Raw genomic sequence first — 25148 nt, 5'->3', positions numbered from 1 at the left:
CGGCTGACGTTCGGCGCCGGGCAGCGCCGGCTGCGCCTACGATGGCGTGCCATGCCCGCAACGCAGCAAGAAGATCTCGTCGTCGCCCGGCCCGAGGGCCTGTACTGCCCGCCGGGCGATTTCTACATCGACCCCTGGCGGCCGGTGGCGCGCGCCGTCATCACCCACGCCCATTCGGACCACGCACGCACGGGGCACGGGCACTACCTGGCCCACACCGACAGCGCCGGCACCCTGCGCACGCGGCTGGGCGCCGACATCGACCTGCAGACGCTGCCCTACGGCGAAGCCATCACGCACCACGGCGTGCGCGTCTCCCTGCATCCGGCCGGGCACGTGCTGGGCTCGGCGCAGGTGCGGCTCGAGCACGGCGGGCGCGTCTGGGTGGCCTCGGGCGACTACAAGACCGAGCCCGACGGCACCTGCACCCCCTTCGAGCCGGTGCCTTGCGACACCTTCATCACCGAATCCACCTTCGGCCTGCCGATCTACCGCTGGCCCACGCAGGCCGCGCTGTTCGCGGAGATCGACGCATGGTGGCGCGCAAATGCCGAGGCGGGACGCGCGTCGGTGCTGTTCTGCTATGCCTTCGGCAAGGCGCAGCGCATCCTGCACGGGGTGGACGCGAGCATCGGGCCGATCGTGGTGCACGGTGCGGTGGAGCCGCTCAATGCCGTGTACCGCGCGGCGGGCGTGGCGCTGCCGCCGACGCTGCGCGTGAGCGACGAAGGTGTCGACGCGGCGCTGCTCAAGCGCGCGCTGGTGCTGGCCCCGCCGTCGGCACAGGGCACGCCGTGGATGCGCCGCTTCGGCAACTATGCAGATGCGTTCGCCAGCGGATGGATGCAGCTGCGCGGCACGCGCAGGCGGCGCGGCGTGGACCGCGGCTTCGTGATGTCGGATCACGCGGACTGGCCCGGGCTGCAGAAGGCGATCGCCGGCACGGGCGCGCAGCGCGTGTTCGTCACGCATGGCAGCGTGCAGGTGATGGTGCGGTGGTTGACGGAGAACGGGCTGGACGCACAGGGCTTCAAGACCGAGTACGGCGATGAAGACGACCAGGCGGCACCCGATGGAGCCGCCGACGGCCCCCATCCCGGCCTTCCCCCGGCGGGGGAGGGAGCGAACGCATGAAAGCCTTTGCCGCGCTCTACCGCGAGCTCGACGCCAGCACCTCGAACCTCGCCAAGCAGGCCGCGCTGCAGCGCTACCTGCGCGAGGCCGACGCGGCCGATGCCGCATGGGCCGTGTACTTCCTGGCCGGCGGCAAGCCGCGCCAGTTGGTGCCCACCAAGCTGCTGCGCCTGCTCGCGCAGGAGGCCGCGGGCCTGCCGGAGTGGCTGTTCGACGAGAGCTACGACGCGGTTGGCGACCTCGCGGAAACCATCGCGCTGCTGCTGCCGCCCCCCAGCGAGGTGCATGACCTCGGGCTCGCGGGCTGGGTCGAGCAGCACCTGCTGCCGCTGCGCGATGCGGCGAAGACTTCGCCCGAGCAACTGGCCGACCGCCTGCGCGCGCAGTGGCGCCAGCTCGCGGCCGAAGAGCGGCTGGTGTACTTCAAGCTCATCACCGGCGCGTTCCGCGTGGGCGTGTCGAAGCTGCAGGTCACGCAGGCGCTGGCGGCCGTCGGCGGCATTGACCCCAAGCGCGTCGCGCAGCGGCTCATGGGCTACACGCACATCGGCGCGCGACCGCATCCGGACGACTACCAGGCGCTCATCGCACCCGAGTCGGGCATGGAGCAGGTGCAGAAGACCAGCGGGCAGCCGTACCCGTTCTTCCTTGCGCATCCGTTCAACCTGCCGCTGGAGCAGTTCGACGCCGTGCTCGGCCCGCCTTCCGGCTGGATCGTGGAATGGAAGTGGGACGGCATCCGCGCACAGTTGGTCAAGCGTGCGGGCGTGCCATGGGTGTGGTCGCGCGGCGAGGAGCTGGTGACGGAGCGATTCCCCGAACTCGCGGTGCTCGGCGAAGCCCTGCCCGACGGCACCGTGCTCGACGGCGAGATCGCGGTATGGCGCGACGGCAAGGTGCAGCCCTTTGCGGAACTGCAGAAGCGCATCGGCCGCAAGACGCTCGGCGCCAAGCTGCTGCGCGACATCCCGGTCGTGCTGCTGGCCTACGACCTTCTCGAATGGGAAGGCCAGGACCTGCGCGCGCTGCCGCAGTCGGAACGCCGGGCGCTGCTCGACGAACTGGTCGCGCGCATGCAGCACCCTTCGTTGCTGCCCAGCCCGATGCTCACGGGCGTCGACTGGAACGATCTGTCCACGCAGCGCGAAGCCGCGCGCGCCATGGGTGTCGAAGGCATGATGCTCAAGCGCCGCGACGCGCAGTACGGCGTGGGCCGCACCAAGGACGTCGGCGTGTGGTGGAAGTGGAAGATCGACCCACTGAGCATCGACGCCGTGCTGATCTACGCGCAGCGCGGCCATGGCCGCAGGGCGAGCCTGTACAGCGACTACACCTTCGCTGTGTGGGACGGCCCGCCCGGTCAGGAGGACCGCAGGCTCGTGCCCTTTGCCAAGGCTTACTCGGGCCTCACCGACGCCGAAATGGCGCGCGTGGACGCGATCATCCGCAAGACCACCGTGGATACCTTCGGCCCGGTGAAGAGCGTGAAGCCGACGCTGGTGTTCGAGCTGGGCTTCGAGGGCATCGCGCGAAGCACGCGCCACAAGAGCGGCATCGCGGTGCGCTTTCCGCGCATGCTGCGGTGGCGGGAAGACAAGCCGGTGGAGGAGGCCGATACCTTGCAGACGCTTGCCGCGTTGCTGCCGGCATGAGCACCAGGCCGGACCCCGAGGATTTTCTCCCTTCCCCCAGCGGGGGAAGGAGCAGGACAAAGGTCAAGGCTGCGCTCGATGTGTGGTTCACCGCGCGCGGCTGGAAGCCCTTCAAGTTCCAGCGCGACGTCTGGAAGGCGATCGCACAAGGCCAGTCCGGCCTGCTGCATGCCACCACCGGCGCGGGCAAGACCTACGCCGTCTGGCTCGGCGCGCTGCAGGCCTTCTCGCAGCCCCGAAAGGAAACAGCCCGCCCCGCGCCCCTGCCGCTCACGGTGCTGTGGCTCACCCCGATGCGCGCGCTCGCGGCCGACACGCTGCGCGCGCTGCAGCAGCCGCTCGAAGCACTGGGCGCCGAGGTGCATCCCTGGAGCACCGGAGCGCGCAGCGGCGACACGTCCTCCAGCGAGCGCAGCGCGCAGAACCAGCGGCTGCCCAGCGTGCTCGTCACCACGCCCGAAAGCCTCTCGCTGTTGCTGGCGCGCGCCGATGCGAGCCAGGTGCTGGGCGGCGTGCGGATGGCGGTGGTCGATGAATGGCACGAGCTGCTCGGCAACAAGCGCGGCGTGCAGGTGCAGCTTGCGCTCGCCCGGCTCAGGCGCTGGAACCCGGGCATCGCTATCTGGGGCATGTCGGCCACGCTGGGCAACCTGCGCGAGGCCATGCACGTGCTGCTGGGCCATGACGAAGGCGTGCTGGTGCAGGGCCAGGTGCCCAAGAAGCTCGTCATCGATTCGCTGCTGCCCGGCCGCGCGGAGCGCTTTCCGTGGGGCGGCCACCTGGGCCTCACGATGCTGCCGCAGGTGATAGAGGAAATCGCCGCGAGCAAGACCACGCTGGTCTTCACCAACACGCGCTCGCAGTCGGAGATCTGGTACCAGGCCCTGCTGGAGGCCCGGCCCGACTGGGCGGGCCTGATCGCGCTGCACCACGGCTCGCTCGACCGCGAGGTGCGCGAGTGGGTCGAGCTGGGCCTGAAGAGCGGCGAGCTGAAGGCGGTGGTCTGCACATCGAGCCTCGACCTGGGCGTGGACTTCCTGCCCGTCGAGCGCGTGCTGCAGATCGGCTCCCCAAAGGGCGTGGCGCGGCTGCTGCAGCGCGCGGGGCGCTCGGGCCATGCGCCGGGGCGGCCGTCGCGCATCACGCTCGTGCCCACGCACAGCATCGAGATGGTCGAGGGCGCGGCCGCGCGCGCGGCCATTGCCGAGGGGCACATCGAGTCGCGCCGTTCGCCCGACCAGCCGCTCGACGTGCTGGTGCAGCACCTGGTGACGGTGGCGCTCGGCGGCGGCTTCGTGCCCGACGACCTGTACGCCGAGGTGCGCGGCACGGCCGCCTACGAAGAGCTTTCGCGGGAGAACTGGCAGTGGTGCCTCGACTTCGTCTCGCAGGGCGGCGCTTCGCTCTCTGCCTACCCCGACTACCGCCGCGCTGTGCCCGACGCCGAGGGCGTGTGGCGCGTGCCCGATGCCCGGCTCGCGCGGCGGCACCGCATGAACATCGGCACCATCGTGAGCGACGCGAGCATGTCGGTGCAGTTCGTCGGCGGCGCGAAGATCGGCAGCGTCGAAGAGGGTTTCGTCGCGCGCATGAAGCCCGGCGACTGCTTCCTGTTCGGCGGCCGGCTGCTCGAACTCGTGCGCATCCACGACATGACCGCCTGGGTGCGGCGCGCCAGCGGCAAGCGGCCTGCCGTGCCGCGCTGGAACGGCGGACGCATGCCGCTCTCGAACACGCTGGCCGACGCGGTGGTGCAGCAGCTGGCGCTGGCCGGCGATGGTGCCTACGGCTCGCCCGAGCTGCAATGCGTGCGCCCGCTGCTGGAGATCCAGCAGCAGTGGTCCGCGCTGCCCACGCCGCAGACGCTGCTGGCCGAGACGCTGACCACGCGCGAGGGCTCGCACCTGTTCCTGTATCCGTTCGCCGGGCGGCATGTGCACCTGGGGCTCGCGAGCCTGCTGGCCTGGCGCGTCGCGCAGCACGAGGCGCGCACCTTTTCCATCGCGGTCAACGACTACGGCTTCGAGCTGCTGAGCGCGACCGAGGTCGACTGGCCGACGCTGCTGCCGCAGGTGCTGCGCCTGCCCGAAGGCAGCGGCGAAGGCAATGGCGAGGGTGAAGACGCGCGCGCGGTGTTGCTGCACGAAGTGCTCGCATCGCTCAACGCCGGCGAGCTCGCGCAGCGCCGCTTTCGCGAGATCGCGCGCGTGTCGGGCCTGATCTTCCAGGGCTACCCGGGCGAGAAGCGCAGCAGCAGGCAGCTGCAGGCCTCGTCCTCGCTGTTCTGGGAGGTGTTCCGCAAGTACGACCCCGGCAACCGGCTGCTGCAGCAGGCCGAGCAGGAACTGCTGGCGCAGGAGCTCGAGATCGGCCGTCTGCGCGCCAGCCTCACCCGCATGGCCGGGCAGCAGCTGGTGCTCAAGCCGATCGCGCGGCCCACGCCGTTCTCGTTTCCGCTGATGGTCGAGCTGTTCCGCGAGAAGCTGTCGAACGAGAACGTGGCCGACCGCATCGCGCGCATGGTCGAGCAACTGGAGAAAGCCGCGGGCGGCGTGGTGACGGCCGGCGGCATCGATCGCGTGAGGAGCACGATGGCGTTCGGCCAGGAAGGCGCGGGCAAGCCGCCGGCGCCGCGGCGCGAACGCAGGCGGCCTTCACGCCCGCTGCCGCCGCTTTGAGGGCCTGGTGAAAGGCCGTTGCCTAGCCGGCGCCGTGCGCCTTCACCCAGCGCACGATGTCCGCCGCGCCCATGGCGCCGGCCTGCCGCGCGACCTCTCGGCCACCCTTGAACAGCGCCAGCGTGGGGATGCTGCGGATGTTGAAGCGCGCGCCCAGCGAGCGCACCGCCTCGGTGTCGACCTTGGCCAGCCGCACCTTCGGCTCGAGCTGGGCCGCGGCCTGCTCGTAGCCCGGCGCCATCTGGCGGCACGGACCGCACCACGGCGCCCAGAAGTCGACCAGTACCGGAATCTCGTTGCGCGCGATGTGGCGATCGAAGGTGGCCTCGTCGGGCAGCGCGGTCGAATGGCCGGCGAACAGCGGGCGGTGGCAACTGCCGCAGTCGGGCGCGCTGCCCAGCTGGTCCGCGCGCACGCGGTTGGTCGTGTGGCAGTGCGGGCAGACGATGTGCAGCGAAGTCGATTCGGTCATGCGCAAGAACTGGGGGCCGCAGGGGCCAATTGCAAGGCGTGCGCCGGGCAAGGCGTCTTTTGCGAAACTTGCCAGCCGTGACGCTCGCAGAATCCTCCGAATCGACCACCTCCACTGTCCGCTGGGCAGGTGAACTGCTCCACCTGCTGCCCGAACGGGCGCTGTGGTGGCCCGCCGCGGGCGTGCTCTTCGTGGCCGACCTGCACCTGGGCAAGGCCGCGACCTACCGCGCGCTGGGCCAGCCGGTGCCGGGCGGCACCACGCAGGAGAACCTCGCGCGGCTCGATGCGCTGGTCGCGCGGTGGAGCCCCCGGCGCATCGTGTTCCTGGGCGACTTCCTGCATGCGGCGCAGGCGCGCACGGTGCTTGCCGGCGTGCAGGCCTGGCGCGAACGCCATGCGGGCATCGCGATGACGCTGGTGCGCGGCAACCACGACAGCCGCGCTGGAGACCCGCCCGAAGCGCTGGGCATCGAGGTGGTCGACGAACCGCACCTGATGGGCCCGTTTGCCTGCTGCCACCATCCGCAGCCGCATGCCACGCATTTCGTGCTCGCGGGGCACCTGCACCCGGTGTGCCGGCTTCATGGGCCGGGGCGCGACAGGGTGCGGCTGCCTTGCTTCGTGAGCGAGGCGGGGCAGGCGGTGCTGCCTGCCTTTGGCGAGTTCACAGGCGGGTGGCTGATGGAGCGTGCGCCGGGGCGGCGCTTCCACGCCGTGGGCGGTTCGGCCGTCTGGGCCCTGCCCGCGTCGGAGTGAAGTTTTCTCCTTCCCCTTCCGGGGGAAGGTTGGGATGGGGGCAGGCAGAGCGCCCACAACGAGCGCCGCTTGCCCCCACCCCGGCCCTCCCCCAGAGGGGGAGGGAGAAAGAAAGCCTCAGAGCACGACCGGCTCGTCCGGCAACTCGTTCACGTCGAGTTCGCCTTCGCCCAGCGGAAAGTGCTCGACCAGCAGCGCCGAAATCTCCTCGAGCGCCTGCGTGAGCCCGTCCTCGAAGCGCCCTTCGCGGAAGGCCGCGCTCATGCGCTGCATCATCGCGGTCCACGCCGCGGCGTCGACGCGCGAATGGATGCCCCGGTCGGCCACGATCTCGATCGCATGCTCGGCCAGCAGCAGGTAGATCAGCACGCCGTTGTTGTGCGCGGTATCCCAAACACGCAGCTTGCCGAACTGCATGACGGCGCGCTCGCGCACTGAGGCGTGGCGCCACAGGTACGACATCGGCAGGCCGGCTTCGATGCAGATGCGGATCTCGCCGCTGTGGCGGCGCTCGCTCGCGGCCACGCGGCCCGTGAGGCGCTGCATGGCCTCGTCGGGCAGGGCGCGGCGAACCTCGGCTTCGTCGATCCAGCGATGGCGCCAGATGCGGCCGAGCTTGGTGAACAGGTTTGCTTCGGTCGTCATCGTGTTCACCAGTTGCCCGAGGCGCCGCCGCCGCCGAAGTTGCCGCCGCCGCCGGAGCTGAAGCCACCGCCTCCGCCGCCACGACTGAAGCCGCCGCCGCCACCGCCACCCAGACCACCGCCCCAGCCGCCACCCCCGCCGCCGCCCGGACGTCCGGCGCCGGCGACGAGCGAGAACACCAGCGCGACAAGCGCGGCGATCACCGAGATGGCGATGCTGGCGGTGATGAAGAACACCACCACGCCCACGCCGCCGCCCACGACCATCGTGCCCAGCTTCTTGCCGAGGATGGCGCGCGCGATGGGCGCGCCGACGAACACGCCCACGAACAGGAAGATCGCGAGGTTCTCCCAGTCGAAGCCGCCGCCTCGGCCGGAGCCGCCCGTGTCCTGCACCGGTGCCGGCAGCGGCTCGCCGTCGACCAGCCCGATGATCCGGTCGACCGCCGCGTTCAGCCCGCCGGAGAAGTCGTTGTTGCGAAAGCGCGGCTTCATCTCCTCGTCGATGATGCGGCTGGCCGCGAGGTCGGGCACAACACCTTCGAGCGTCTTGGCGGGAGCGATGCGCATGCGGCGGTCGTTCTTGGCCACGACCACCAGCAGGCCGTCGCCCACGCCCTTGCGGCCGATCTTCCAGGTGTCGCCCACGCGCTGGGTGTAGCTCTCGATGTCCTCGGGCGCGGTGGTCGGCACCATCAGCACCACGATCTGCGAGCCCTTGCGCTGCTCGAAGGCGGCGAGCTTGGTCTCCAGGCCGCTGCGCTGCGGGCCGTCGAGCGTGCCGGTCTGGTCGATCACGCGCGCGGTGAGCGCGGGCACCGGCAGCAGGCCTTGCGCGAATGCGCCGCCCATCGTCAGCAGCATGAGTGCCGCAAGGAGGCGTGCGGCCCATTCCAGAAACACCGCGGAACCGGCTTTGCCGGGACGCCGGTGTTGCCCCCGGTGAGGGGGAAGGCGCAGTGACACGAAGTGCACGAAGACTGGGGGAGGTTACTTTTTCGGGTTACTGAAATCGACCGTTGGTGGCACGGAGATCTGCGCCTCGTTCTGCACCGTGAAGGTCGGCTTCGGCGCGTAGCTGAAGATCTTGGCCGTGATGTTGGTCGGGAAGCTGCGCGCGAGCACGTTGTACTCCTGCACGGTCTCGATGTAGCGGTTGCGCGCCACGGTGATGCGGTTCTCGGTGCCCTCGAGCGTCACGCGCAGGTCGCGGAAGGCCTGGTTGGCCTTGAGGTCGGGGTAGCGCTCCGACACCACCATGAGCCGCGACAGCGCGGAAGACAGTTCGCCCTGTGCCTGCTGGAACTTGGCGAAGGCTTCGGGGTTGTTCAGCGTTTCCGGCGTGACCTGGATCGAGGTGGCCTTGGCGCGGGCCTCGACCACCTTGGTGAGCGTGTCCTGCTCGAAGGAGGCCTCTCCCTTGACGGTGGCGACGATGTTGGGCACCAGGTCGGCGCGGCGCTGGTACTGGTTGAGCACCTCGCTCCAGGCCGACTTGCTGGCCTCGTCGAGGGACTGGAACTGGTTGTAGCCGCAGCCGCTCAGGGACACGACCGCCGCAAGGATCAGGAACCAGCGCTTCATCATCATTTGCATTACCTCCGCAGAAGAGGCGGAAGTTAGCATAGATGCCCCATGGCCCTAGACCCGCTCCACGCCCTCCAGGCCGCGAACCGCGCGGCATTGCCGGTGGCGTCCGCCGCGTTCGGCACCTTGCTGGTCGCAGGCGCGACAGGCGCGCTGGGCGCCGAACTGCTGCGGCGGCTGGCGGGCAGCCACCGGCATGCCCACACCCGCGTGCTGGCGCGCGAGCCGATCCGCGACGGCGTGCGCGGCGTGGAAGCCTGCCTGACCCCGCCGCGCACGAGCACTCCTATCGGCCAATGGCCGCTCACGTCGGCGCACACCGCCATCATCGCGTTCGACCCGCCGCGCCTGTACCACGACCGCGAGCGCGCGCTGTGGGTGCCCGAGCCGTCTGACCTTCCCGAACTCGCCCGCTGGCTGCGCGCCTGCGGCGTGCAGACGCTGGCCATCGTGCAGCCGCACGACCAGGGCCGGCTGCCCGAGGCGCTGAAACGCGGCCTCGCCAGCCTCGACGAGCAGGCGGTGGTGGCCCACGGTTTCGAGCGCGTGATCCTAGTGCGCTCGGCGCGCAAGCCGGCCGATGCGAAGCTCGCCAACCCCTTCGAGCGGGTGGCCGCGTGGATGCTGTCCATCGTGCGCTTCATGGTGCCGAGCAGCGAACAGCCGGTGCGCGCGTCGAAGGTGGCGGAGCTGGTCGACATCGCCCTGCGCATCGCGCCGCCGGGCGTGCATGTGGCCGCGCCGGAGCTGGTGTGGCAGGCCGCGCAGGGCGACATGCACGCGGTGGCGCGCGCGTGGCTGCAGCCCTAGCCCCGGGCCCGGCATCTGCGGCCTGCTAGCCGAAGCGCAGCGAGCGCAGCCCCACGGTGCGGTCGACCCAGACCACCGCCACCAGCGTGACCACGATGCTCACCGTCGACACGGCCGCTGCGGTCGGGTCGAAGTCCCAGCGCAGGTAGTCGAACAGCTGCAGCGGCAGCGTCGTCATGCCGATGCCCTTGAGCAGCAGCGACATGTTGAACAGGTCGAACGAGATCACGAACGCGAACAGCGCGCCGGTGATGATGCCCGGCTTGACCAGCGGCAGCGTCACGCGAACGAAGGCGCGCCACGGTGACGCACCGAGGCTGCGCGCGGCCTGCTCCAGCGTGCCGTCCTGGTTGTAGAGCGCCGACGCCACGTTGGTGAACACGTACGGCAGCGTGACCAGCACGTGGCCCACCACCAGCCCGAACATCGTGCGCGTGCCGATGCCGCTCGCGTACAGGAAGAACAGCAGCGCGATCGCCGTGAGGATCTCCGGCAGCATGAGCGGAAGCATCAGCATCATGCGCAGCCCCTCGCGCAGCCGCGTGGCATGGCGCACCACGTAGAGCGCGCCGGCCACGCCGATGATGGTGGAGCACACCGTCGCGATGGCCGCCACCTGCAGCGAGGTGCCGATGGCGCGCATGAAGGCTTCGTTGGCGAACAGCGCGCCGAACCAGCGCAGCGAGATCCCCTGCGGCGGGAAGGTGAGGAACTCGCCCGCGTTGAGCGACATCAGCACGATCACCGCGATCGGCAGCAGCAGGAACACGTACACCGCGCCGACGTACGCCAGCCCCATGGCATTGGCCGCGCGCGTGGCCAGGGGAGTGCGCTTGCGGGTCATTGCAGGCCTTTCATGAAGCGCCCGGTGAGGCGGGCGTAGAGCCACACGGCCACCATGCCGCAGGCCGAGAGCACCAGTGCCTGCGCCGCGCCGGCCGGCCACTGGAAGTTGTCGATCAGGTTCTGCACCACCAGCACCGACATCGTCTTGACCTGCGCGCCGCCGAGCATCACGGGCGTGACGTAGGCGCTCAGCGTGAGCACGAACACGAGGATGGTGCCGGCCTGTATGCCGGGCCACGACATCGGAAGCACCAGCCGCCAGAACACCTTCAGCCGCGAAGCGCCGAGCGATCGCGCGGCCTGCTCCAGCGTCGGGTCGATGCTCTGGATCACGCCCACCAGCGGCAGGATCATGAAGGGCAGGAACACATGCACCAGCGCGATCGTCACGCCCAGGCGGTTGTTCATGAGCTGCAGGCCGGTGGTGAGCAGCCCCAGGTCGATCAGCGTGCGGTTGATGACGCCGTTGCCCGACAGCAGGATCAGCCAGCCGAAGCTGCGCACCACCACGCCCACCAGCAAGGGCGACAGCACCAGCACGTACAGCAGGCTGCCCCAGCGGGAGCGCGTGCGCGCGAGGTGGTAGGCGACCGGGTAGCCCAGCAGCAGGCAGATGGGCACCGTGGTGACGCCGAGCAGCAGCGTGTCGGCCAGCACGCCGAGGACGTAGCGGTCGCCCAGCGCGCTGGCGTAGTTGGCCAGCGTGAAGCCGGCGCCGTAGGGCGCGCCCACGGCCGTGGGCCGCAGGCTCATGCCGATGATGTTGAGATAGGGCAGCACCAGGAACACGCCGATCAGCACCAGCGCGGGCGCGATCAGCCAGAACGCGCCGCTACCCGGGCCCCGCTTGCCTGCCTTGCGGGGCTTGCTGCCGTCGCGCCGCGCGGCGGCGCCGGGTGCGTCGGCCGTCATCACCGCGCTCATGGCGCCGCCGCGATGATCCAGGCGTGGCCCGGATCGAAGGCGAAGGCCGCCTGTGCGCCGGCCTCCGCGCGCTGGCCCGGCGAGGTCTGCACCAGCAGGCTCTGGCCGCCGGCGCACTGCACCGTGTGCTCCACCGTGCTGCCGAGGAAATAGGCCGACTGCACCAGCCCCGTGTAGGGTCCGTCGTTGCGCCAGCGGATCGCCTCGGGGCGGATCGTCACGTGCACCGGCTGTCCCGTTGCCAGAGGCTGGTCGTGGCTCGCCGGCACGCTGCCCAGCGCGGTGCTCACGCGGTAGGTCGGGTACGGGCCGGGCTCGTCGGTGAGCCCTTCGACGCGGCCTTCGATGAGGTTCGAGCGGCCGATGAAGCGCGCCACCTCCACGTTGCGCGGGCGCATGTAGATCGCCTCCGGCACGTCGAATTGCAGCAGCCGGCCGCCCAGCATCACGGCCACGCGGTCGGACATCACCATCGCCTCCGACTGGTCGTGCGTGACGTACAGCGTGGTGATGCCTACGCGCTTCTGCAGTTCGCGAATGAACACGCGCATGTCTTCGCGCAGCACGGCGTCCAGGTTGGCGAGCGGCTCGTCGAGCAGCAGCAGCCGCGGCTCCACGACCAGCGCGCGCGCCAGCGCCACGCGCTGCTGCTGGCCGCCGGAGAGCTGGCGCGGGTAGCGCTCGGCCATGGCGGTGAGCTGCACCATCGCGAGCACGTCGTCGATGCGGCGCTTGCACTCGGCCTTGCCGATGCCGCGCATCTCCAGGCCGAACGCCAGGTTGCGCCACACCGTGAGGTGCGGAAACAGCGCGTAGTTCTGGAACACCATGCCGATGTCGCGCTTCTCCGGCGGCAGGTCGGTGATGTCCTCGTCGTTCAGGCGCACGCGGCCTTCGTCGGGAAACTCGAAACCCGCCACGCAGCGCAGCGTGGTGGTCTTGCCGCAGCCGCTCGGGCCCAGCAGCGAGATGAACTCGCCTTCCTCGGTCTTCAGGTCGAGGTGCGCGATGGCCGGCGCCGGCGCGTTGTCGAAACGCTTGCGCAGGCCGTCGAGCGACACCCTCGTGGTGCGGCGCGCGGGCGCCGTGCGTGCGGGGCTGGCTGCGTTCACTTCATCTCCCGGTTCCAGCGGTCGGTGATGGCCGCCACCTGCGGATTGACCTTGGTCCAGTCGAACTGGAAGATCGACTTCATGCGCTCGCCGCTCACCGGCACGTCCCTGGCGAGATCGGGCGGCAGCTTGGAGCCCATGTGGGTCGGCGAGGTGAAGAATTCCCTGGCCATCATTTCCTGCACGTCGGCGCGCAGGATGAAGTCGAGGTACTTGTAGGCCTCTTCCTTGGCCGGCGCATTCTTCAGCACGTTGAACGACTGCTCGAAGGCCAGCACGCCTTCGGTGGGCACCACCATTTCCACCGGCACGCCTTTTTTCTGCAGCGCCACGATCTCGGGGAAGTCGATCACCGCCACGGTCACGTCGCCGCGCGTGAGCATGGTAGACAGCGTGCCGCTCCAGTCGGCCTGCGTGAACGGCAGCAGCTTCTTGATCTCGGCGAAGGCGCGGTCGATGGCGTCCTGCGAGCCGCCGTAGAGCTTGGCCGTCATCAGCAGGAACAGCATCGCGGCGGTGTTGCCGATCTGGTAGAGGCCGATCTTGCCCTTGAACTCGGGGTTGCTCCACAGGTCCGACCACGACTTGGGCGGCGTCTTCACCAGGTCCTTGCGGTAGCCGATGCCGATGGTCGAGACGATGCCGCGCACGCCGTTGTCGCCGGGGTTGCGCAGGATCGGGTACACGTTCGCGAGGTTGGGCACCTTGGCCGCGGGAATGGGCTCGAAGTAGCCTTCGGCGCGCACCAGGCTTGCGATGTTCTCGTTGACCATCAGGATGCTGTAGGGCGGCTTCTCGACGCCGGCGGCGCGCAGGTTGGCCACGAAGTTCTTGCCCAGGCCCACGTCGAGCGTGGTCTGCACGCCGGCCGTTTTCATGAACATCGGCATCAGGTCGGAGCGCCAGAACTTTTCCCAGCGGCCTCCGTAGGTGTTGACGACGAGGTTCTGCGCGGCGAGCGACATGCCGGGCATGGCCAGCGCAGACATGCCGGCCGCTGCGGCCATGGCTTGCAGGCAGTCGCGGCGGGAGAAGTTTTTCATGATGGAGATCCTGGGGAAGATGGGAAAAGGAGGCGCTGTCAGGGCTGGGCCTGCTTGCGGTAGGCGTAGTTCTTGTCGAGGCGCTCGAGCAGGTAGTGGCCGTAGGTGACGGGGTCGTAGCGCGGCGGATGCTGGGCGTCGGTGCAGGTGGGCAGGCACTCGATCAGCGCGTCCATGGCGGGGTCGAGAAAGTACGGCAGCGAGTAACGGTCGCCGCCCGAGCGGTTGATGACCCGGTGCGGCGTGGACACGAAGCGGTCATTGGTCCAGCGCGCCAGCATGTCGCCGACGTTGAGCACGTAGGTGTCCGCAATCGGCGGCGCCTCGATCCAGTCGCCGCCGCGCGGCCGAACCTGCAGGCCGCCGGAGTCGTCCTGCGCGAGCAGGGTGATGATTCCGTAGTCGGTGTGCGGCGCCGAGCCCATCTGGTCGTCGTCGACGGGCGGCTGCGGCGGATAGTGCAGCGCGCGCAGGAAGGTGGTGGGGTGCTCGAAGTGGTGGTCGAGCGCATGCGCCTCCAGGCCGAGGCTCATTGCAATCAGACGCACGATGTAGCGCCCGAGCGCGTCCACCTCGCTCACGTACTGCGTCATGGCGGGTTTGAAGCCCGGCAGCCATTCGGGCCACTGGTTGGGGCCCTGCATCGGCAGGCCGGCGAGCAGGCCCTTGTCGTCGGGCGGCAGCTCGTGCATGAGCATCAGCGATTCGCTCATGTTCGGGCGCGTGACCTTGGCGACCGACGAGGTCACGATGGTCGACGAGGCCATGCCCATGTAGCCGCGATGGAAGGCGTTGATCGCGAGCGACTGCTTCTGTTCGAGCGTGGAGGCGTGGAACTCGCGCGAAGCCGCAAAGGCCGCATCGCGCGTGGCGCGGCGCACCGTGTGGCCCGAGATGTAGGCGAAGCCGATGGTGCTCAGCGCCTCGTGCAGCTGCAGGGCGGAAGTTTTGGCGGCGGCGGTGCTCGGGTCGAGGTTGCCGCCGAGATCGACGAGGGGAATGGAGTTCGGCATCGGGCGTCGGGGTTCAGCAGGAAGACGGAGGGCGGATCAGGAAAGAGAAGACGGGGAAGGCTGGCCGCCAGCCAGGCCGCGCCACTTGCGCAGCAGCTCGCGCGAGTCCATCACCAGGCCCAGGTGCAGCGACACCATCGCCAGCGCCGCGCCTTCCAGGTGCGCGTCGGTGCCCCGCACCAGGTCGCGCAGCACGATCACGCGGTAGTTGTGGTTGTTGGCGTCGAAGGCGGTGTTGAGCACGCAGCAGTCGGTGAAGCCGCCGTCGAGCACCACCGTTTCGATGCGCTGGTTGCGCAGCAGAAAGTCGAGGTCGGTCGGATAGAACGCCGAGAGCCGGCGCTTGCTGTCCACGCGCATGTCGCCGGGCTCCACGCGCGTGACCCACTCGGTCCACTTGGTGCCTTCGATGGCATGCGCATCGGCATTCGGAATCTCGCCCACATGCAGCGGGAAGGTGCGCCGCCATGCGGCCGGAATGCCGCGCGTGTCGTCCTCGCCGCCGGGCCGCAGCACCGACTTGACGTGCACGATGCGCACGCCCAGCGCGCGCACTTCGTCGTGGAAGCTGTCGATGGGCGCCACCACGTCGCGTGCGCGCGGCGCGGGGCAGGGGCAGTCGGGGTCGTCGTCGAGATGGCCCCGGTGCATGTCGATGGAGACCACGGCCGTGGTGGCCGGGTTCAGGTAGTCGGCGAACTGCGCCGCGTCGAGCTCGCGCTCCTCGTTGTAGACCCAGGCCTTCATCGGCGTTCTTCCCGCACATAGGGTTGGCCCAGCGCACCGGGCTCTTCATCGGCGCCGCGCCTGGAGAGCGCGACCCACACCATCACGCCCAGCGTCACCGCATAGGGCGTCATCATCACGAAGTACTGCGGCAGCTGCACGCCGGCGGCGGCCAGCTGCGGAATCAGCGCCTCGATGCAGCCGAAAAGCAGCGCGCCCACCAGCGCCTTCCACGGCGACCAGCGCGCGAAGATCACGAGGCCCACGGCGATCCAGCCGCGCCCGCCGGTCATGCCCGCGATCCACAGCTTGGTGCTGACCACCGAGATGTACGCGCCCGCCAGCCCCACCAGCGCCGAGCCCGCGAGCACCGCCGCGAAGCGCCATGCCGCCACGCGGATGCCGGCGGCGTCGGCGGCCTGCGGGTTCTCGCCCACCGCGCGCAGCCGCAGGCCGGTGGAGGTGCGCGCGAAGAACCAAGCCACCGCGCAGAAGATCGGCAGCGTGAGCCACACCATCGCGTTCTGCTCGAAGAGCCTGCCCACGCCCGGCAGCATCGACAGCGGCCACAGGCCCATCGCGCCGATGCCTTCGGTCGCGTGGTTGGTCCACTCGGCCATGGAGCCGACCAGCGCCGTGAGCCCCTGGCAGAAGAACACCAGCGCCAGCCCTGCAATCACCTGGTTCACGCGCAGCCAGATCACCATCACCGCGAACAGCACCGACACCACGCTGGCCGCGAGCATGGCCAGCACCAGCGACACCGCCGGCTGCCCGATGGCGATCTGTGCGCCGATGCCGGCCAATGCGCCGACCAGCATCAGCCCCTCGGCACCGAGCGCCAGCACGCCCGCGCGCTCGCAGATGATCAGGCCGAGCGCCGCGAGCGCATAGGGTACCGCGAAGTCCGGCGTGCTCGCCAGCCAGTTGAGGACGATGCCGCCGCTCATCGAAAAGCCTCCGCGCCCACGCGGCGCAGCCGGTGGCGGATGAAGAAATCGCTCGACGCCACGCACACCACGATGATGGCCTGTATGAGCTGCACCATCGAGAACGGCACCTGGTAGAACACCTGCAGGCTGCGCCCGGTGACGAACAGCGCCGCCACCAGCAGCGCCACCACCGTGGCCGCCAGCGGGTTGTTGCGCGCGAGGAAGGCAATGAGGATGCCCGAGAAGCCGTAGCCCTGGTAGAAGGCCTGCGTGAGCCTGCCTTCCTGCCCCGCCGCAACGGCGAAGCCCGCGAGACCGGCCATCGCACCCGACAGCAGCACCGCGCCGTAGATGGTGCGCCGCACCGGCACGCCGTTGGCATGCGCGACGCGCGGGTTGGCGTCGACGAAGCGCAGGTACAGGCCCGCGCGGCTCACGCTCACCAGCCACCATGCGAGCAGCGCGACCACGCCCGCCAGCAGGATCGAGCTGCCCACGCCGCCGCCGAGTTCGGGCAGCCGCTCGAACGCGCGGAACTGCGGCGAATAGGGAAAGTTGTCCTTCGGGTCCTTCCAGCTTCCGTACACCAGGTGCAGCAGGAAGTTGGCCGCCATGTAGTTGAGCATCAGCGTCGAGATGATCTCGTTCACGCCCAGCTTCAGCTTCAGCCACGCCGGGCCCAGCACCCACAGCAGCCCGCAGCCGACGGCCGCGATGAACATGAGCGGCAGGCGCAGGTTCTCGGGGCCGATCTGCCACATCGACACCGCCGTGGCGCCGATGGCGCCCCAGATCATCTGGCCCTCGAGCCCGAGGTTCCAGAAGCGCGCGCGGAACGCGATGGCACCGGCCAGGCCGACGAGGATCATCGGCGCCGCCTGGAACAGCACCGCGCGGAAGTTCTGGCCATCGAGGAAGGTCTGCGTGACGAACTCGTTGGCCAGTTCGTCGGCGGGCACGCCGGCCGCCACCAGGATGGCGGCGGAGATGGCGAAGCCCACCAGCAGCGCCGCCGCGAGGATCAGCGCCTGCCAGCGCCATGCCATGTGCTGGCGGATCTCCAGCGCGTAGCGGCGGTGCGCCAGCGGCTGCGGCGGCTTTGCCGCGACGGTGTTCGGTGCGCTTGCCATGTTTGCGGAGAGGGATGCTTCAGCCATGGTCCACCATCGCCTGCCCTATCGCCTGCCGGTCGGCGGGCTGTGCGAACTCGCCGGCGATGCGCCCGCGCGTCATCACGCCCACGCGGTCGGCGAGCTGCAGCACCTCGTCGAGGTCTTCGCTGATCAGCAGCACCGCAGCGCCGCCGTCGCGCGCGGCGCGCAGCCGCGCGTGCACCTCTGCGCTGGCGCGCACGTCGAGGCCGCGGCTCGGGCTGTGCGCAAGCACCAGCGTCGGCGACTTGCCAAACTCGCGCGCCAGCACCAGCTTCTGCGCATTGCCGCCCGACAGCAGCGCCGCCTTCTGCGCGACGGAGCGCACGCCCTGCACGTCGAAGGCGCGTACCGCCTCCTGCGTGTCTGCCTGGATGCGGCCCCGGCGCAGGCGCCACACGGGGCCGTAGCGGCCGGTGTGCACGCGGCCGATGGCGTAGTTCTCCGCCACCGACAGGCCACCCGCGAGCGCGAGGCCGTAGCGGTCGGCCGGAATCGCGGCAATGCCGATGCCGCGCCGCGCGGATGCGGCCATGGTCTTCAGGTCGCCGTGGCCTTCGAGCCGGATCTCGCCTTCGGTGGCTTCGCCCGGCAGCCCCATGATGGCGCCCGCCAGTTCGCCTTGCCCGTTGCCGCCCACGCCGGCAAGCCCGTAGATCTCGCCGGCATGCAGTTCGAGGTCGACACCGTCGAGCACCCGCCGGCCTTCGGGCGAAGCAGGCGTGCGCAGCCCGCGCACCGTCAGCCGCACCGGGCCGCGCGATGCGGCCGGGGCCTGGAAGCCCTGCGCGGCGATCGACTCGCCCACCGTGAGCTTGACCAGCTCGGCGGTCGTGGCCTCGGCCGGCTTCAGCGTGGCTACCGTGCGGCCGCCGCGCATCACCGTCACGCGGTCGGCGTACGTTTTCACGTCGGCCATCTTGTGCGTGACCAGCACCACCGCGGCGCCCTTGCGCGCCAGCCCCTGCACGGTCTGCAGCAGGCGCGCGGCTTCCTGGTCGGTCAGCACGGCGGTGGGCTCGTCGAGGATCAGGATGCGCGCGCCCGCCAGCAGCACCTTGAGGATCTCCACGCGCTGCTGCTCGGCGATCGACAGCGCATCGACGCGCTTCGACGGATCGATGTCGAAGCCCAGCTCCGAGGCCTTGTTGCGGATGTCGCGCTCTATTTCGCGCAGCCTTTCGCCGTGGCTCTGGAAGCCGACAGGCGGCGGCGCGGTGAGCAGGATGTTCTGCGCCACGGTGAACGGCCGCACCAGCTTGAAATGCTGGTGGACCATGCCGATGCGCTGCCTGGCCGCATCGCGCGGGCCGGCGAAGCGCACCGCGTTGTCATCCACCAGCAGCTGGCCCGCCTCGGGCGCATAGAGCCCGGCCGCGATGTTCATGAGCGACGACTTGCCCGCGCCGTTCTCGCCGAGCAGGGCATGCACCTCGCCCCAGCGCGCGGTGAAGTGGGCGTCGGTCAGTGCCGCGAAGCCGTCGAAGGACTTGCGGATGCCGGTGAGTTCCAGCGCATTGGGCATGGCTTACTTCTGCGTGACCACGCCCTTGACGAACCAGTCCATCTTCCAGAGGTCGGCATCGGACAGCACCGCGCCCTTGGCGACGCGCTCCTTGCCGTCGCGGTCGGCGAGCGGGCCGGCGTAGATCTGCTTGCCCTTCATGATCGCGTCGCGCTCGGCGGTGATGAGCGCGGCCTTGTCCTTGGGCACGGCCGGGCCGAAGCCGGCGATGTCGGTGCCGCCGTCCTTCATCTCGATGAAGGCGCCGTACTGGGCTGGCTTCCAGTTGCCGGCCATGATCTTCTTGAGTTCCGGCGTGAGGAAGCGGTCCCACACCCACACCGACGAGCACAGCGTGGCCTTGGGCGCGAACTGGCGCAGGTCGCGGTGGTGGCCGGTGCCGTACACGCCGCGCTCCTGCGCCACGATCTGCGGCGTGGGGCTGTCGACGTGCTGGCCGATCACGTCGGCGCCCTGGTCGATCAATGCCGCGGCTGCCGCGCGTTCCTTCACCGGGTCGTTCCACGCGCCGGTGTAGATCACGTTGACGGTGGCGTTCGGGTTCATCTTCTGCGCGCCGAGCGCGAAGGCGTTGATGGTCCAGTTCACCACGCCGAAGGGGTTGGCCGCGACGAAGCCGAGCTTGCCGGTCTTCGACGCCGCGCCTGCGGCCATGCCGCAGAGGTACTGGCTCTCGTAGGTGCGGCCGTAGAACGACTCGAGGTTGCTGCCGTTGGTGGTGCCCGAGCCGTTGAGGAAGGCCACGTCGGGGTACTTGGCGGCCAGGTCCTTGAAGCTGTCGGAGTATCCGAAGGCGGTGCCGATGACGATGTTGGCGCCGCGCTGGATGAACTTCTCCGCGGCGGGCTTGATGGCCGATGCGTCTTCGGGCACGTTCTCGACGAACTGGATCTTCTGGCCGATTTCCTTCTCGATCTTCACGCGGGCTTCGTCGAAGGCCTGCGTCCAGCCGCCGTCGTTCTTGGGGCCGAAGTAGAGCATCGCGATCTTCGGCTTGTCCTTGAGCGTGAAGCCGTCGGCCGCAGCGGCGGGCAGCGTGGTGAAGAGCGCGCCGCCGGCTGCGAGGGTCATGGCAAGCCCGAGGACGGGGCCGTGGGAGGGAGTGCGCGGCATGAAGCAACCTTTCGTGGGGAGCATGGGAAGAGAGGAGAAAAAAAGGGGGGAGGTCGCGTGCGGCTACATCATGAAATTGATGCGGAACACGTTGCCTTCGGGGTCGAGCAGCACCGACTGGTACCAGTTGTAGTAAGTGACGTAGGGCGCCTTCACCAGCGTGGCGCCGGCCTCCAGGGCAACGGGCACCATGCGGTCGACGTCGGCCTGGCTGTCGACGTCGATGTTCAGCAGGAACTTGACGCCGCGTGTGTCGGAGTACTCGCTCAGGTGCAGCAGCTCGTAGGCGTCGAGCGCGTTGAAGCCGAGGCTCGACTTGCCGGTGTCCAGGCCGCGGAAGATGGGGGAGCGGATGGCTTCTATCTCTGTGAAGCCGAACACGCGCTGGTAGAAGCCGCTGAGCGCGACCACGTCTTTGGCGAAGACGTTGACGTAGGAGAGGTGTGCCATGTCTGTGCTTTTTGATGTGGTGTTTTTCAGGGCGCGTGCACAGGCCGTCGGGTACTCCCCTCCGCGAATGTCCCCCGCCCTTCGGGCTCCTCCTTTATTTCGCTGCGGGGAGCACCCGACGCCCTGTGCACAGGGCACGCTGCTGGTGCTCGGCTGATCAACAACTGCTCGGCGTGAGCGCGCCCCGAAGAACAGCGGTAAGTCATCTCAAGCCACCACCTTGGTCCCGCCGAAGGTCGTCTGCTTGACGAACTTCGACGTCAGGTGGTCTCCGGAGGAAATGGGCGCGTACTTGGCAACCTCGCCGGGCGCGAGGCAGCTCGGCAGGCACTCGACCATCGCGTCGTAGTTCGGCTGGTGGAAGAACACCAGCGACTGGCGGCGGTTGGTGCTCGCCACCTCGAACGGCGGGTTGATCACGCGGTGCAGCGTGGACACCCACTGGTCGTTGGTCCACTGCATCATCAGGTCGGCAATGTTGACGACCAGGCCGCCCTCGACCTGCGGCACGTCGACCCACTGGCCTGCCTTGTTGAACACCTGCAGGCCCTTGTCGTCGGGCAGCACGATGGTGAGGCTGCCGTAGTCGCTGTGCGCGCCCGCGCGCAACTGGCCCGGCAGCGGCTGCTCGCGCTGCGGTGGATAGCTCAGCACGCGGAACATGCTGATGTGCTCGTCGATCTTGTCGTCGAAGAAGGTCTCGGGCAGGGAGAGGCCGAGCGCGAAGATGCGCATCAGCGAGCGCGAGAGATCGCTCATGGCCTCGAAGTAGCCTTCGTAGGCTTCGCGGAAACCGTCGATGGGCGGCCAGCTGTTGGGCTCGAAGTGCGGGCCGGCGGCGGGGCCGCGGTGATAGTCGTCGTCGGGCACGTTCGACGGGCCGATGGAGAACGACTCCTTCAGGTCGCCGGGCGCTGCCTCTTCGAGGCTGTAGGAGAGCCCCTCTTCGCCGACCGCGCTGTAGCCGCGCACCGCGTCTTCGCGCGGCCGGTCGACCTTGCGCTTCTCGGCCAGCGGCATGTCGAAGAACTGGCGCGAGAGCGACGACACGCGCTCTATCAGCTCGGGCGCGATGCCGTGGTTGGTGATGACGAGAAAGCCGATGCTTCGGCAGGCTTCGTCGACTTTTCTCGCAACCGCCGACTTGCCTTCGGCGGTGCCGTCGAAGTAGGGCGCGAGATCGATGATGGGAACGGACAGCAGGGTCATGGCAGCTTCCTCATTCGGTCGGTCATGCAGTCGTGCATGCGTTGGCATGCCTTTCGCCATGCAACGTCTGTGCCAGTTGGACCAAATGGACAAATCGCATTCGCCGCGTCAGCATGGTGCGCAACACCGCGTTGTGCCGCCGGTCGTGACGCAAGGCGATGCACCGTGGCCTTACAGTGGTGCGCCTTTTGAAAACCGATGAACGTGAAGAGAAGAGCGAGGGAAGATGCCGAAGACCAAGGCGCTGGCCGCAGCCAGCAGCAGTACCGACAAACCGGCGCGCAAGCGTGCCAAGCCGGCCGTGCGCAGTGCGTCGGCCGTGAACCGGCGGCTGCGCCAGATCGAGGACAAGCGCAGCGCGATCCTCGGCGCGGCGCTGGGGCTGTTCTCGCGCTTCGGCCTGCACGGCACATCGATCGACCAGGTGGCGGCGCGTGCCGATGTGTCGAAGAGCAACCTGCTCTATTACTTCGCGAACAAGGAAGAGCTCTACGTCAACGTGCTGCGCGACCTGCTCGCGCTGTGGCTCGAACCGCTGCGCGGCTTCAGCGCCGAGCAGGACCCGGCCGAGGCCATCGGCGGCTACATCCGCCGCAAGCTGGTGGTGTCGCGCGACCGGCCCGATGCATCGCGGCTGTTCTGCCTTGAAATGATCCAGGGCGCGCCGCTGCTGCGCGACGAACTGGACCGCGAGCTGCGCTCGCTGGTGGAGAAGAAATCGGAAGTGATCCGCGCCTGGGTCGAGTCCGGCAAGCTGGCGCCGATCGATCCGCACCACCTGATCTTCGCGCTGTGGGCGGTGACGCAGCACTACGCGGATTTCGGCGTGCAGGTGCAGGCGCTGACGGGGCACACGCTGGAAGATGCGGCGTTCTTCGAGGAGACGGTGGAGAACGTTCAGCGCATCGTGCTGCAGGGCATCGCGCCGCGCTGACTCTTGCCTTGCTCCCTCCCCTTCCGGGGGAGGAAGCAATTCAGTGCTGGGGCGGCGCCGCGATCTCGTGATAGCGCCGGTCGAAGTAGATCAAGCCCTGCGCCGCGCCGCCGATCGCAATCGACACGGCCTCGCAGAACAGCACGTCGTGCGTGCCCGCGCTCGTCGCGTGCACCACGCGGCAGTCGAAGGACACCGCCGCATCGTCGAGCATCGGCGAGCCGGTGGTCTTGCGGCTCCAGCGGCCGGCGGCGAAGCGCTCGTCCATCGGCGTCTTGCCGCCGAACAACGCGGACAGCGACTGGTGGCCCGCTGCCAGCACGTTCACGCACAGCACGCCGTTGGCTTTGAACGCCGGGTACACGGAAGCGGACCGGTTCAGGCACACCAGCAGCGTCGGCGGCTCGTCGGTCACGCTGCACACGGCCGATGCGGTGAAGCCGGCGCGGCCTGCCGGGCCGTCGGTGGTGATGATGTTCACCGCCGCGCCCAGCCGCGCCATCGCGTTGCGGTAGTCGGCCTTCTGCAAGCCCGCGGGCAAGCCGGCGGGGTTCGATGACGAAGGGGCGTGGGAGGCCATGGCGTTCAACATGGAGAGTGACTCCTTCAGGCCAGCACGCAGGCTTCGTCGAAGGGCAGCCGCGGCAGGCGGCCGAACACCTTCGACGCATCGCCGTGGCCGAGGTTGATGAGGAAATTGACGGTCCAGTCGGTGCCCTCGAAAAAGGCCGCGTCGACCTTCGCCTTGTCGAAGCCCGACATCGGGCCGGCGTCCAGGCCCGCCGCGCGCGCGGCCAGCAGCAGATAGCCGGCCTGCAGGCTCGCGTTGCGGAAGGCGGTCTCATGCGCGGCCTCGGGGCTGCCGGTGAACCAGCTGCGCGCGTCGGCATGCGGGAACAGCGTGGGCAGCTTGTCGTAGAACTTGCGGTCCCATGCGGCGATGACGGTGACCGGCGCGCTCATGGTCTTGTCGAGGTTGCCCTTGGAGAGCGCGGGCGCCAGGCGCTGCTTGCCTTCGGGCGTGCGCACGAACACGAAGCGCGCGGGCGAGCAGTTGGCCGAGGTCGGGCCCAGGCTCGCGAGCGAATAGATCTGCCGCAGTTGCGCGTCGGTGACGGGCTCGTCGGTCCAGCCGTTGTGGCTGCGTGCGGCGGTGAACAGCAGCGACAGCGCTGCGTCGTCGAGTGTGGATGCAAGAGTGGTCATGCTGGAACTGCGGGTGCGGTGACCCGCGAAAGAAAGTCGAGCAGGCTGCGGTTGAAGGCTTCGGCCTCGGTCACGCTGTGGGCGTGGCCGCCGTGCGGCATGAAGTCGAGCGTGACGTCGCGCAGGCCATCGGCCAGGCGCTGGGAGCAGGTCCAGGGCACGAGTGCGTCGTCCTTGGCCGCGGCCACCAATGCGGGCGCGGCGATGTCGCCCAGGCGTGCGTCGATGTCGAAGGCGCGCAGGGCGGCGATGCGCGCGCGCATGTTGGCCTCGCCGGGAAAATGGGCGAAGGCGTGATCGACTTCGTCGGCCACGCGCTGCGCGTGCTCGGCGGCCCAGGCTGCGGGGTAGAGGAAGATCGGCTGCGCTTCCACGTAGGCGCGCGCACCGCATGCGCCGAGCAGCGCGAGCCGGGCATCGAAGCAGCGCGCCGAATGCGGGTTGGGCTTCGACCATGCGTTGATGAGAACGAGGCTCGCAATGCGCGAGGGTGCATCCAGCGCGAGCTGCAAGCCCACGAGGCCGCCGAGCGCATGGCCCGCGAAGTGGCACCGCGAAGTGTTCGTGGCGTCGAGGATTTCCAGCACGTCCTGCGCCATGTCCTCGATGGCATAGGCAGCGGGCAGCGCGCCGGGGCTGCGGCCCGTGCCGCGCTGGTCGTAGGCGACGACGCGGTGCCCGGCGTCGACCAGCGCGCCGAGCTGCGGTTGCCAGAAGCCGGCCGAGCCACCGAGGCCCGACGACAGCAGCACGGTGGAGGGCGCCTCGGACGGCCCGTGCACCTCGTAGTGCAGCGAAGGCATGCGGCGCCTCAGGCCTTGTTGCCGATGTGCGCGATCGAGGCGATCTCGATCAGCGCATCGGGCTTCACCAGGCCGCACTGGATGCAGTACCGCGCGGGCTTGGTGCCGGGAAAGAACTCGGCGTACACCGCGTTGATCTTTGCGTAGTCGGCCCAGTCCTTGAGCATGATCTGGTTGAAGGTCACGTCGTCCATGGTGCCGCCGGCGGCCTCGACCACGCCCTTGATGATGGTGAGCACATGCCGGGCCTGCGCGCTCGCGTCGCCGACGTGCACCACGTTGTTGTCCTTGTCGAAGGGCAGCGTGCCCGACACGTAGAGCACGCCGTCGGCGAGCGTGCCGGGAACATAGGGGGCGAGCGGCACGCCGGTGCCGGGAGGGATGATGGCTTGCTTGGGCATTGGGGAACTCCTCGATGAAGGTGAA

At 69.3% G+C, this 25148-nt stretch carries 26 protein-coding genes; 6 read left to right on the top strand and 20 right to left on the bottom strand.

What is annotated here, in order from left to right; genetic code table 11:
• The first annotated feature begins 51 nt into the window (after positions 1-51).
• Genes QRN67_RS19220 through QRN67_RS19210 form a run of 3 tightly spaced genes read left to right on the top strand, consistent with a single transcriptional unit; the run spans position 52 to position 5464 of the window.
• Positions 52-1134: a ligase-associated DNA damage response exonuclease gene (locus QRN67_RS19220; protein WP_285413147.1), complete on the top strand. Its 1083-nt coding sequence runs from the start codon at positions 52-54 to the stop codon at positions 1132-1134.
• Complete coding sequence (locus QRN67_RS19215; protein WP_285413146.1) at positions 1131-2786, top strand: ATP-dependent DNA ligase; 1656 nt, start codon at positions 1131-1133, stop codon at positions 2784-2786. Before QRN67_RS19220 ends, QRN67_RS19215 begins: the two co-directional genes overlap by 4 nt.
• The gene (locus tag QRN67_RS19210; RefSeq protein WP_285413145.1) at positions 2783-5464 is read left to right on the top strand and encodes a ligase-associated DNA damage response DEXH box helicase; all 2682 of its coding nucleotides are present in this window, start codon (positions 2783-2785) and stop codon (positions 5462-5464) included. The genes QRN67_RS19215 and QRN67_RS19210 overlap by 4 nt, the downstream gene beginning before the upstream one ends.
• Positions 5465-5486: 22 nt before the next feature.
• On the opposite strand, the gene trxC is transcribed toward QRN67_RS19210, so the two are convergent.
• Positions 5487-5936: a thioredoxin TrxC gene (gene trxC, locus QRN67_RS19205; protein ID WP_285413144.1), complete on the bottom strand. Its 450-nt coding sequence runs from the start codon at positions 5934-5936 to the stop codon at positions 5487-5489.
• Between the two features lie 77 nt (positions 5937-6013).
• On the opposite strand from trxC, the gene pdeM reads away from it, so the two are divergent.
• Positions 6014-6694, top strand: a complete 681-nt coding sequence (pdeM, locus tag QRN67_RS19200; protein WP_285413143.1) for a ligase-associated DNA damage response endonuclease PdeM — start codon at positions 6014-6016, stop codon at positions 6692-6694.
• Positions 6695-6811: 117 nt separating this feature from the next.
• On the opposite strand, the gene QRN67_RS19195 is transcribed toward pdeM, so the two are convergent.
• The 3 genes from QRN67_RS19195 to QRN67_RS19185 form a co-directional block, all read right to left on the bottom strand.
• On the bottom strand, positions 6812-7339 hold the full coding sequence (locus QRN67_RS19195) for a TPM domain-containing protein (RefSeq protein WP_285413142.1): 528 nt from the start codon (positions 7337-7339) through the stop codon (positions 6812-6814).
• 5 nt (positions 7340-7344) lie between these two features.
• Positions 7345-8202 carry a TPM domain-containing protein gene (locus QRN67_RS19190; RefSeq protein WP_285413141.1) on the bottom strand — a complete coding sequence of 286 codons (858 nt, stop codon included), beginning with the start codon at positions 8200-8202 and terminating at the stop codon, positions 7345-7347.
• A 126-nt stretch (positions 8203-8328) separates the two neighbouring features.
• Positions 8329-8928, bottom strand: a complete 600-nt coding sequence (locus tag QRN67_RS19185; protein WP_172839768.1) for a LemA family protein — start codon at positions 8926-8928, stop codon at positions 8329-8331.
• A gap of 45 nt (positions 8929-8973) precedes the next feature.
• Between QRN67_RS19185 and QRN67_RS19180 the strand changes: the two genes are divergently transcribed.
• Positions 8974-9735 (top strand): hypothetical protein, encoded by a 762-nt coding sequence (locus tag QRN67_RS19180; protein WP_081266081.1) that lies wholly within the window; start codon positions 8974-8976, stop codon positions 9733-9735.
• A 25-nt stretch (positions 9736-9760) separates the two neighbouring features.
• Here the strand turns inward: QRN67_RS19180 and QRN67_RS19175 are convergent, their stop codons facing one another.
• From QRN67_RS19175 to QRN67_RS19120, 12 genes are all read right to left on the bottom strand, one after another.
• Positions 9761-10579, bottom strand: a complete 819-nt coding sequence (locus QRN67_RS19175; protein ID WP_199851876.1) for an ABC transporter permease — start codon at positions 10577-10579, stop codon at positions 9761-9763.
• Complete coding sequence (locus QRN67_RS19170) at positions 10576-11505, bottom strand: ABC transporter permease (protein WP_285413140.1); 930 nt, start codon at positions 11503-11505, stop codon at positions 10576-10578. Before QRN67_RS19170 ends, QRN67_RS19175 begins: the two co-directional genes overlap by 4 nt.
• Positions 11502-12617, bottom strand: coding sequence for an ABC transporter ATP-binding protein (locus QRN67_RS19165; protein ID WP_285413138.1), 1116 nt, complete (start codon positions 12615-12617; stop codon positions 11502-11504). Before QRN67_RS19165 ends, QRN67_RS19170 begins: the two co-directional genes overlap by 4 nt.
• Positions 12614-13660 carry an ABC transporter substrate-binding protein gene (locus QRN67_RS19160; protein ID WP_285413137.1) on the bottom strand — a complete coding sequence of 349 codons (1047 nt, stop codon included), beginning with the start codon at positions 13658-13660 and terminating at the stop codon, positions 12614-12616. Before QRN67_RS19160 ends, QRN67_RS19165 begins: the two co-directional genes overlap by 4 nt.
• 38 nt (positions 13661-13698) lie before the next feature.
• Complete coding sequence (locus tag QRN67_RS19155; RefSeq protein ID WP_106936616.1) at positions 13699-14673, bottom strand: isopenicillin N synthase family dioxygenase; 975 nt, start codon at positions 14671-14673, stop codon at positions 13699-13701.
• A 36-nt stretch (positions 14674-14709) separates the two neighbouring features.
• The gene (locus QRN67_RS19150) at positions 14710-15420 is read right to left on the bottom strand and encodes a cysteine hydrolase family protein (RefSeq protein WP_285413136.1); all 711 of its coding nucleotides are present in this window, start codon (positions 15418-15420) and stop codon (positions 14710-14712) included.
• Complete coding sequence (locus QRN67_RS19145; RefSeq protein ID WP_081266077.1) at positions 15417-16349, bottom strand: ABC transporter permease; 933 nt, start codon at positions 16347-16349, stop codon at positions 15417-15419. Before QRN67_RS19145 ends, QRN67_RS19150 begins: the two co-directional genes overlap by 4 nt.
• Positions 16346-17461 (bottom strand): ABC transporter permease, encoded by a 1116-nt coding sequence (locus QRN67_RS19140; RefSeq protein WP_285413135.1) that lies wholly within the window; start codon positions 17459-17461, stop codon positions 16346-16348. Before QRN67_RS19140 ends, QRN67_RS19145 begins: the two co-directional genes overlap by 4 nt.
• Before the next feature lie 19 nt (positions 17462-17480).
• Positions 17481-19007: an ABC transporter ATP-binding protein gene (locus QRN67_RS19135; protein WP_285413134.1), complete on the bottom strand. Its 1527-nt coding sequence runs from the start codon at positions 19005-19007 to the stop codon at positions 17481-17483.
• A gap of 3 nt (positions 19008-19010) precedes the next feature.
• Positions 19011-20078 carry a BMP family ABC transporter substrate-binding protein gene (locus QRN67_RS19130; protein ID WP_081266074.1) on the bottom strand — a complete coding sequence of 356 codons (1068 nt, stop codon included), beginning with the start codon at positions 20076-20078 and terminating at the stop codon, positions 19011-19013.
• A 105-nt stretch (positions 20079-20183) separates the two neighbouring features.
• Positions 20184-20570 (bottom strand): VOC family protein, encoded by a 387-nt coding sequence (locus tag QRN67_RS19125; protein ID WP_081266073.1) that lies wholly within the window; start codon positions 20568-20570, stop codon positions 20184-20186.
• Between the two features lie 207 nt (positions 20571-20777).
• Complete coding sequence (locus QRN67_RS19120; RefSeq protein WP_106936621.1) at positions 20778-21779, bottom strand: isopenicillin N synthase family dioxygenase; 1002 nt, start codon at positions 21777-21779, stop codon at positions 20778-20780.
• A 226-nt stretch (positions 21780-22005) separates the two neighbouring features.
• On the opposite strand from QRN67_RS19120, the gene rutR reads away from it, so the two are divergent.
• Entirely contained in the window at positions 22006-22713 is a 708-nt protein-coding gene (rutR, locus tag QRN67_RS19115) for an HTH-type transcriptional regulator RutR (RefSeq protein WP_106936622.1), read from the top strand.
• Between the two features lie 40 nt (positions 22714-22753).
• Here the strand turns inward: rutR and rutF are convergent, their stop codons facing one another.
• The 4 genes from rutF to rutC are packed head-to-tail and all read right to left on the bottom strand — an operon-like array spanning position 22754 to position 25123.
• Positions 22754-23305, bottom strand: coding sequence for an NADH-dependent FMN reductase RutF (gene rutF, locus QRN67_RS19110; protein ID WP_285413133.1), 552 nt, complete (start codon positions 23303-23305; stop codon positions 22754-22756).
• Between the two features lie 14 nt (positions 23306-23319).
• Positions 23320-23919: a malonic semialdehyde reductase gene (locus tag QRN67_RS19105; RefSeq protein WP_285413132.1), complete on the bottom strand. Its 600-nt coding sequence runs from the start codon at positions 23917-23919 to the stop codon at positions 23320-23322.
• Complete coding sequence (gene rutD, locus QRN67_RS19100; protein ID WP_285413131.1) at positions 23916-24722, bottom strand: pyrimidine utilization protein D; 807 nt, start codon at positions 24720-24722, stop codon at positions 23916-23918. The genes QRN67_RS19105 and rutD overlap by 4 nt, the downstream gene beginning before the upstream one ends.
• A gap of 8 nt (positions 24723-24730) precedes the next feature.
• Positions 24731-25123, bottom strand: a complete 393-nt coding sequence (gene rutC / locus QRN67_RS19095; protein ID WP_285413130.1) for a pyrimidine utilization protein C — start codon at positions 25121-25123, stop codon at positions 24731-24733.
• Positions 25124-25148 lie beyond the last annotated feature (25 nt).

This window comes from Variovorax sp. efr-133-TYG-130 (genome assembly GCF_030208835.1).
Classification (GTDB): Bacteria; Pseudomonadota; Gammaproteobacteria; order Burkholderiales; family Burkholderiaceae_C; genus Variovorax.
The sequence above is the reverse complement of the archived record's forward strand: the minus strand, read 5'-3'. Positions and strand labels throughout refer to the sequence as shown.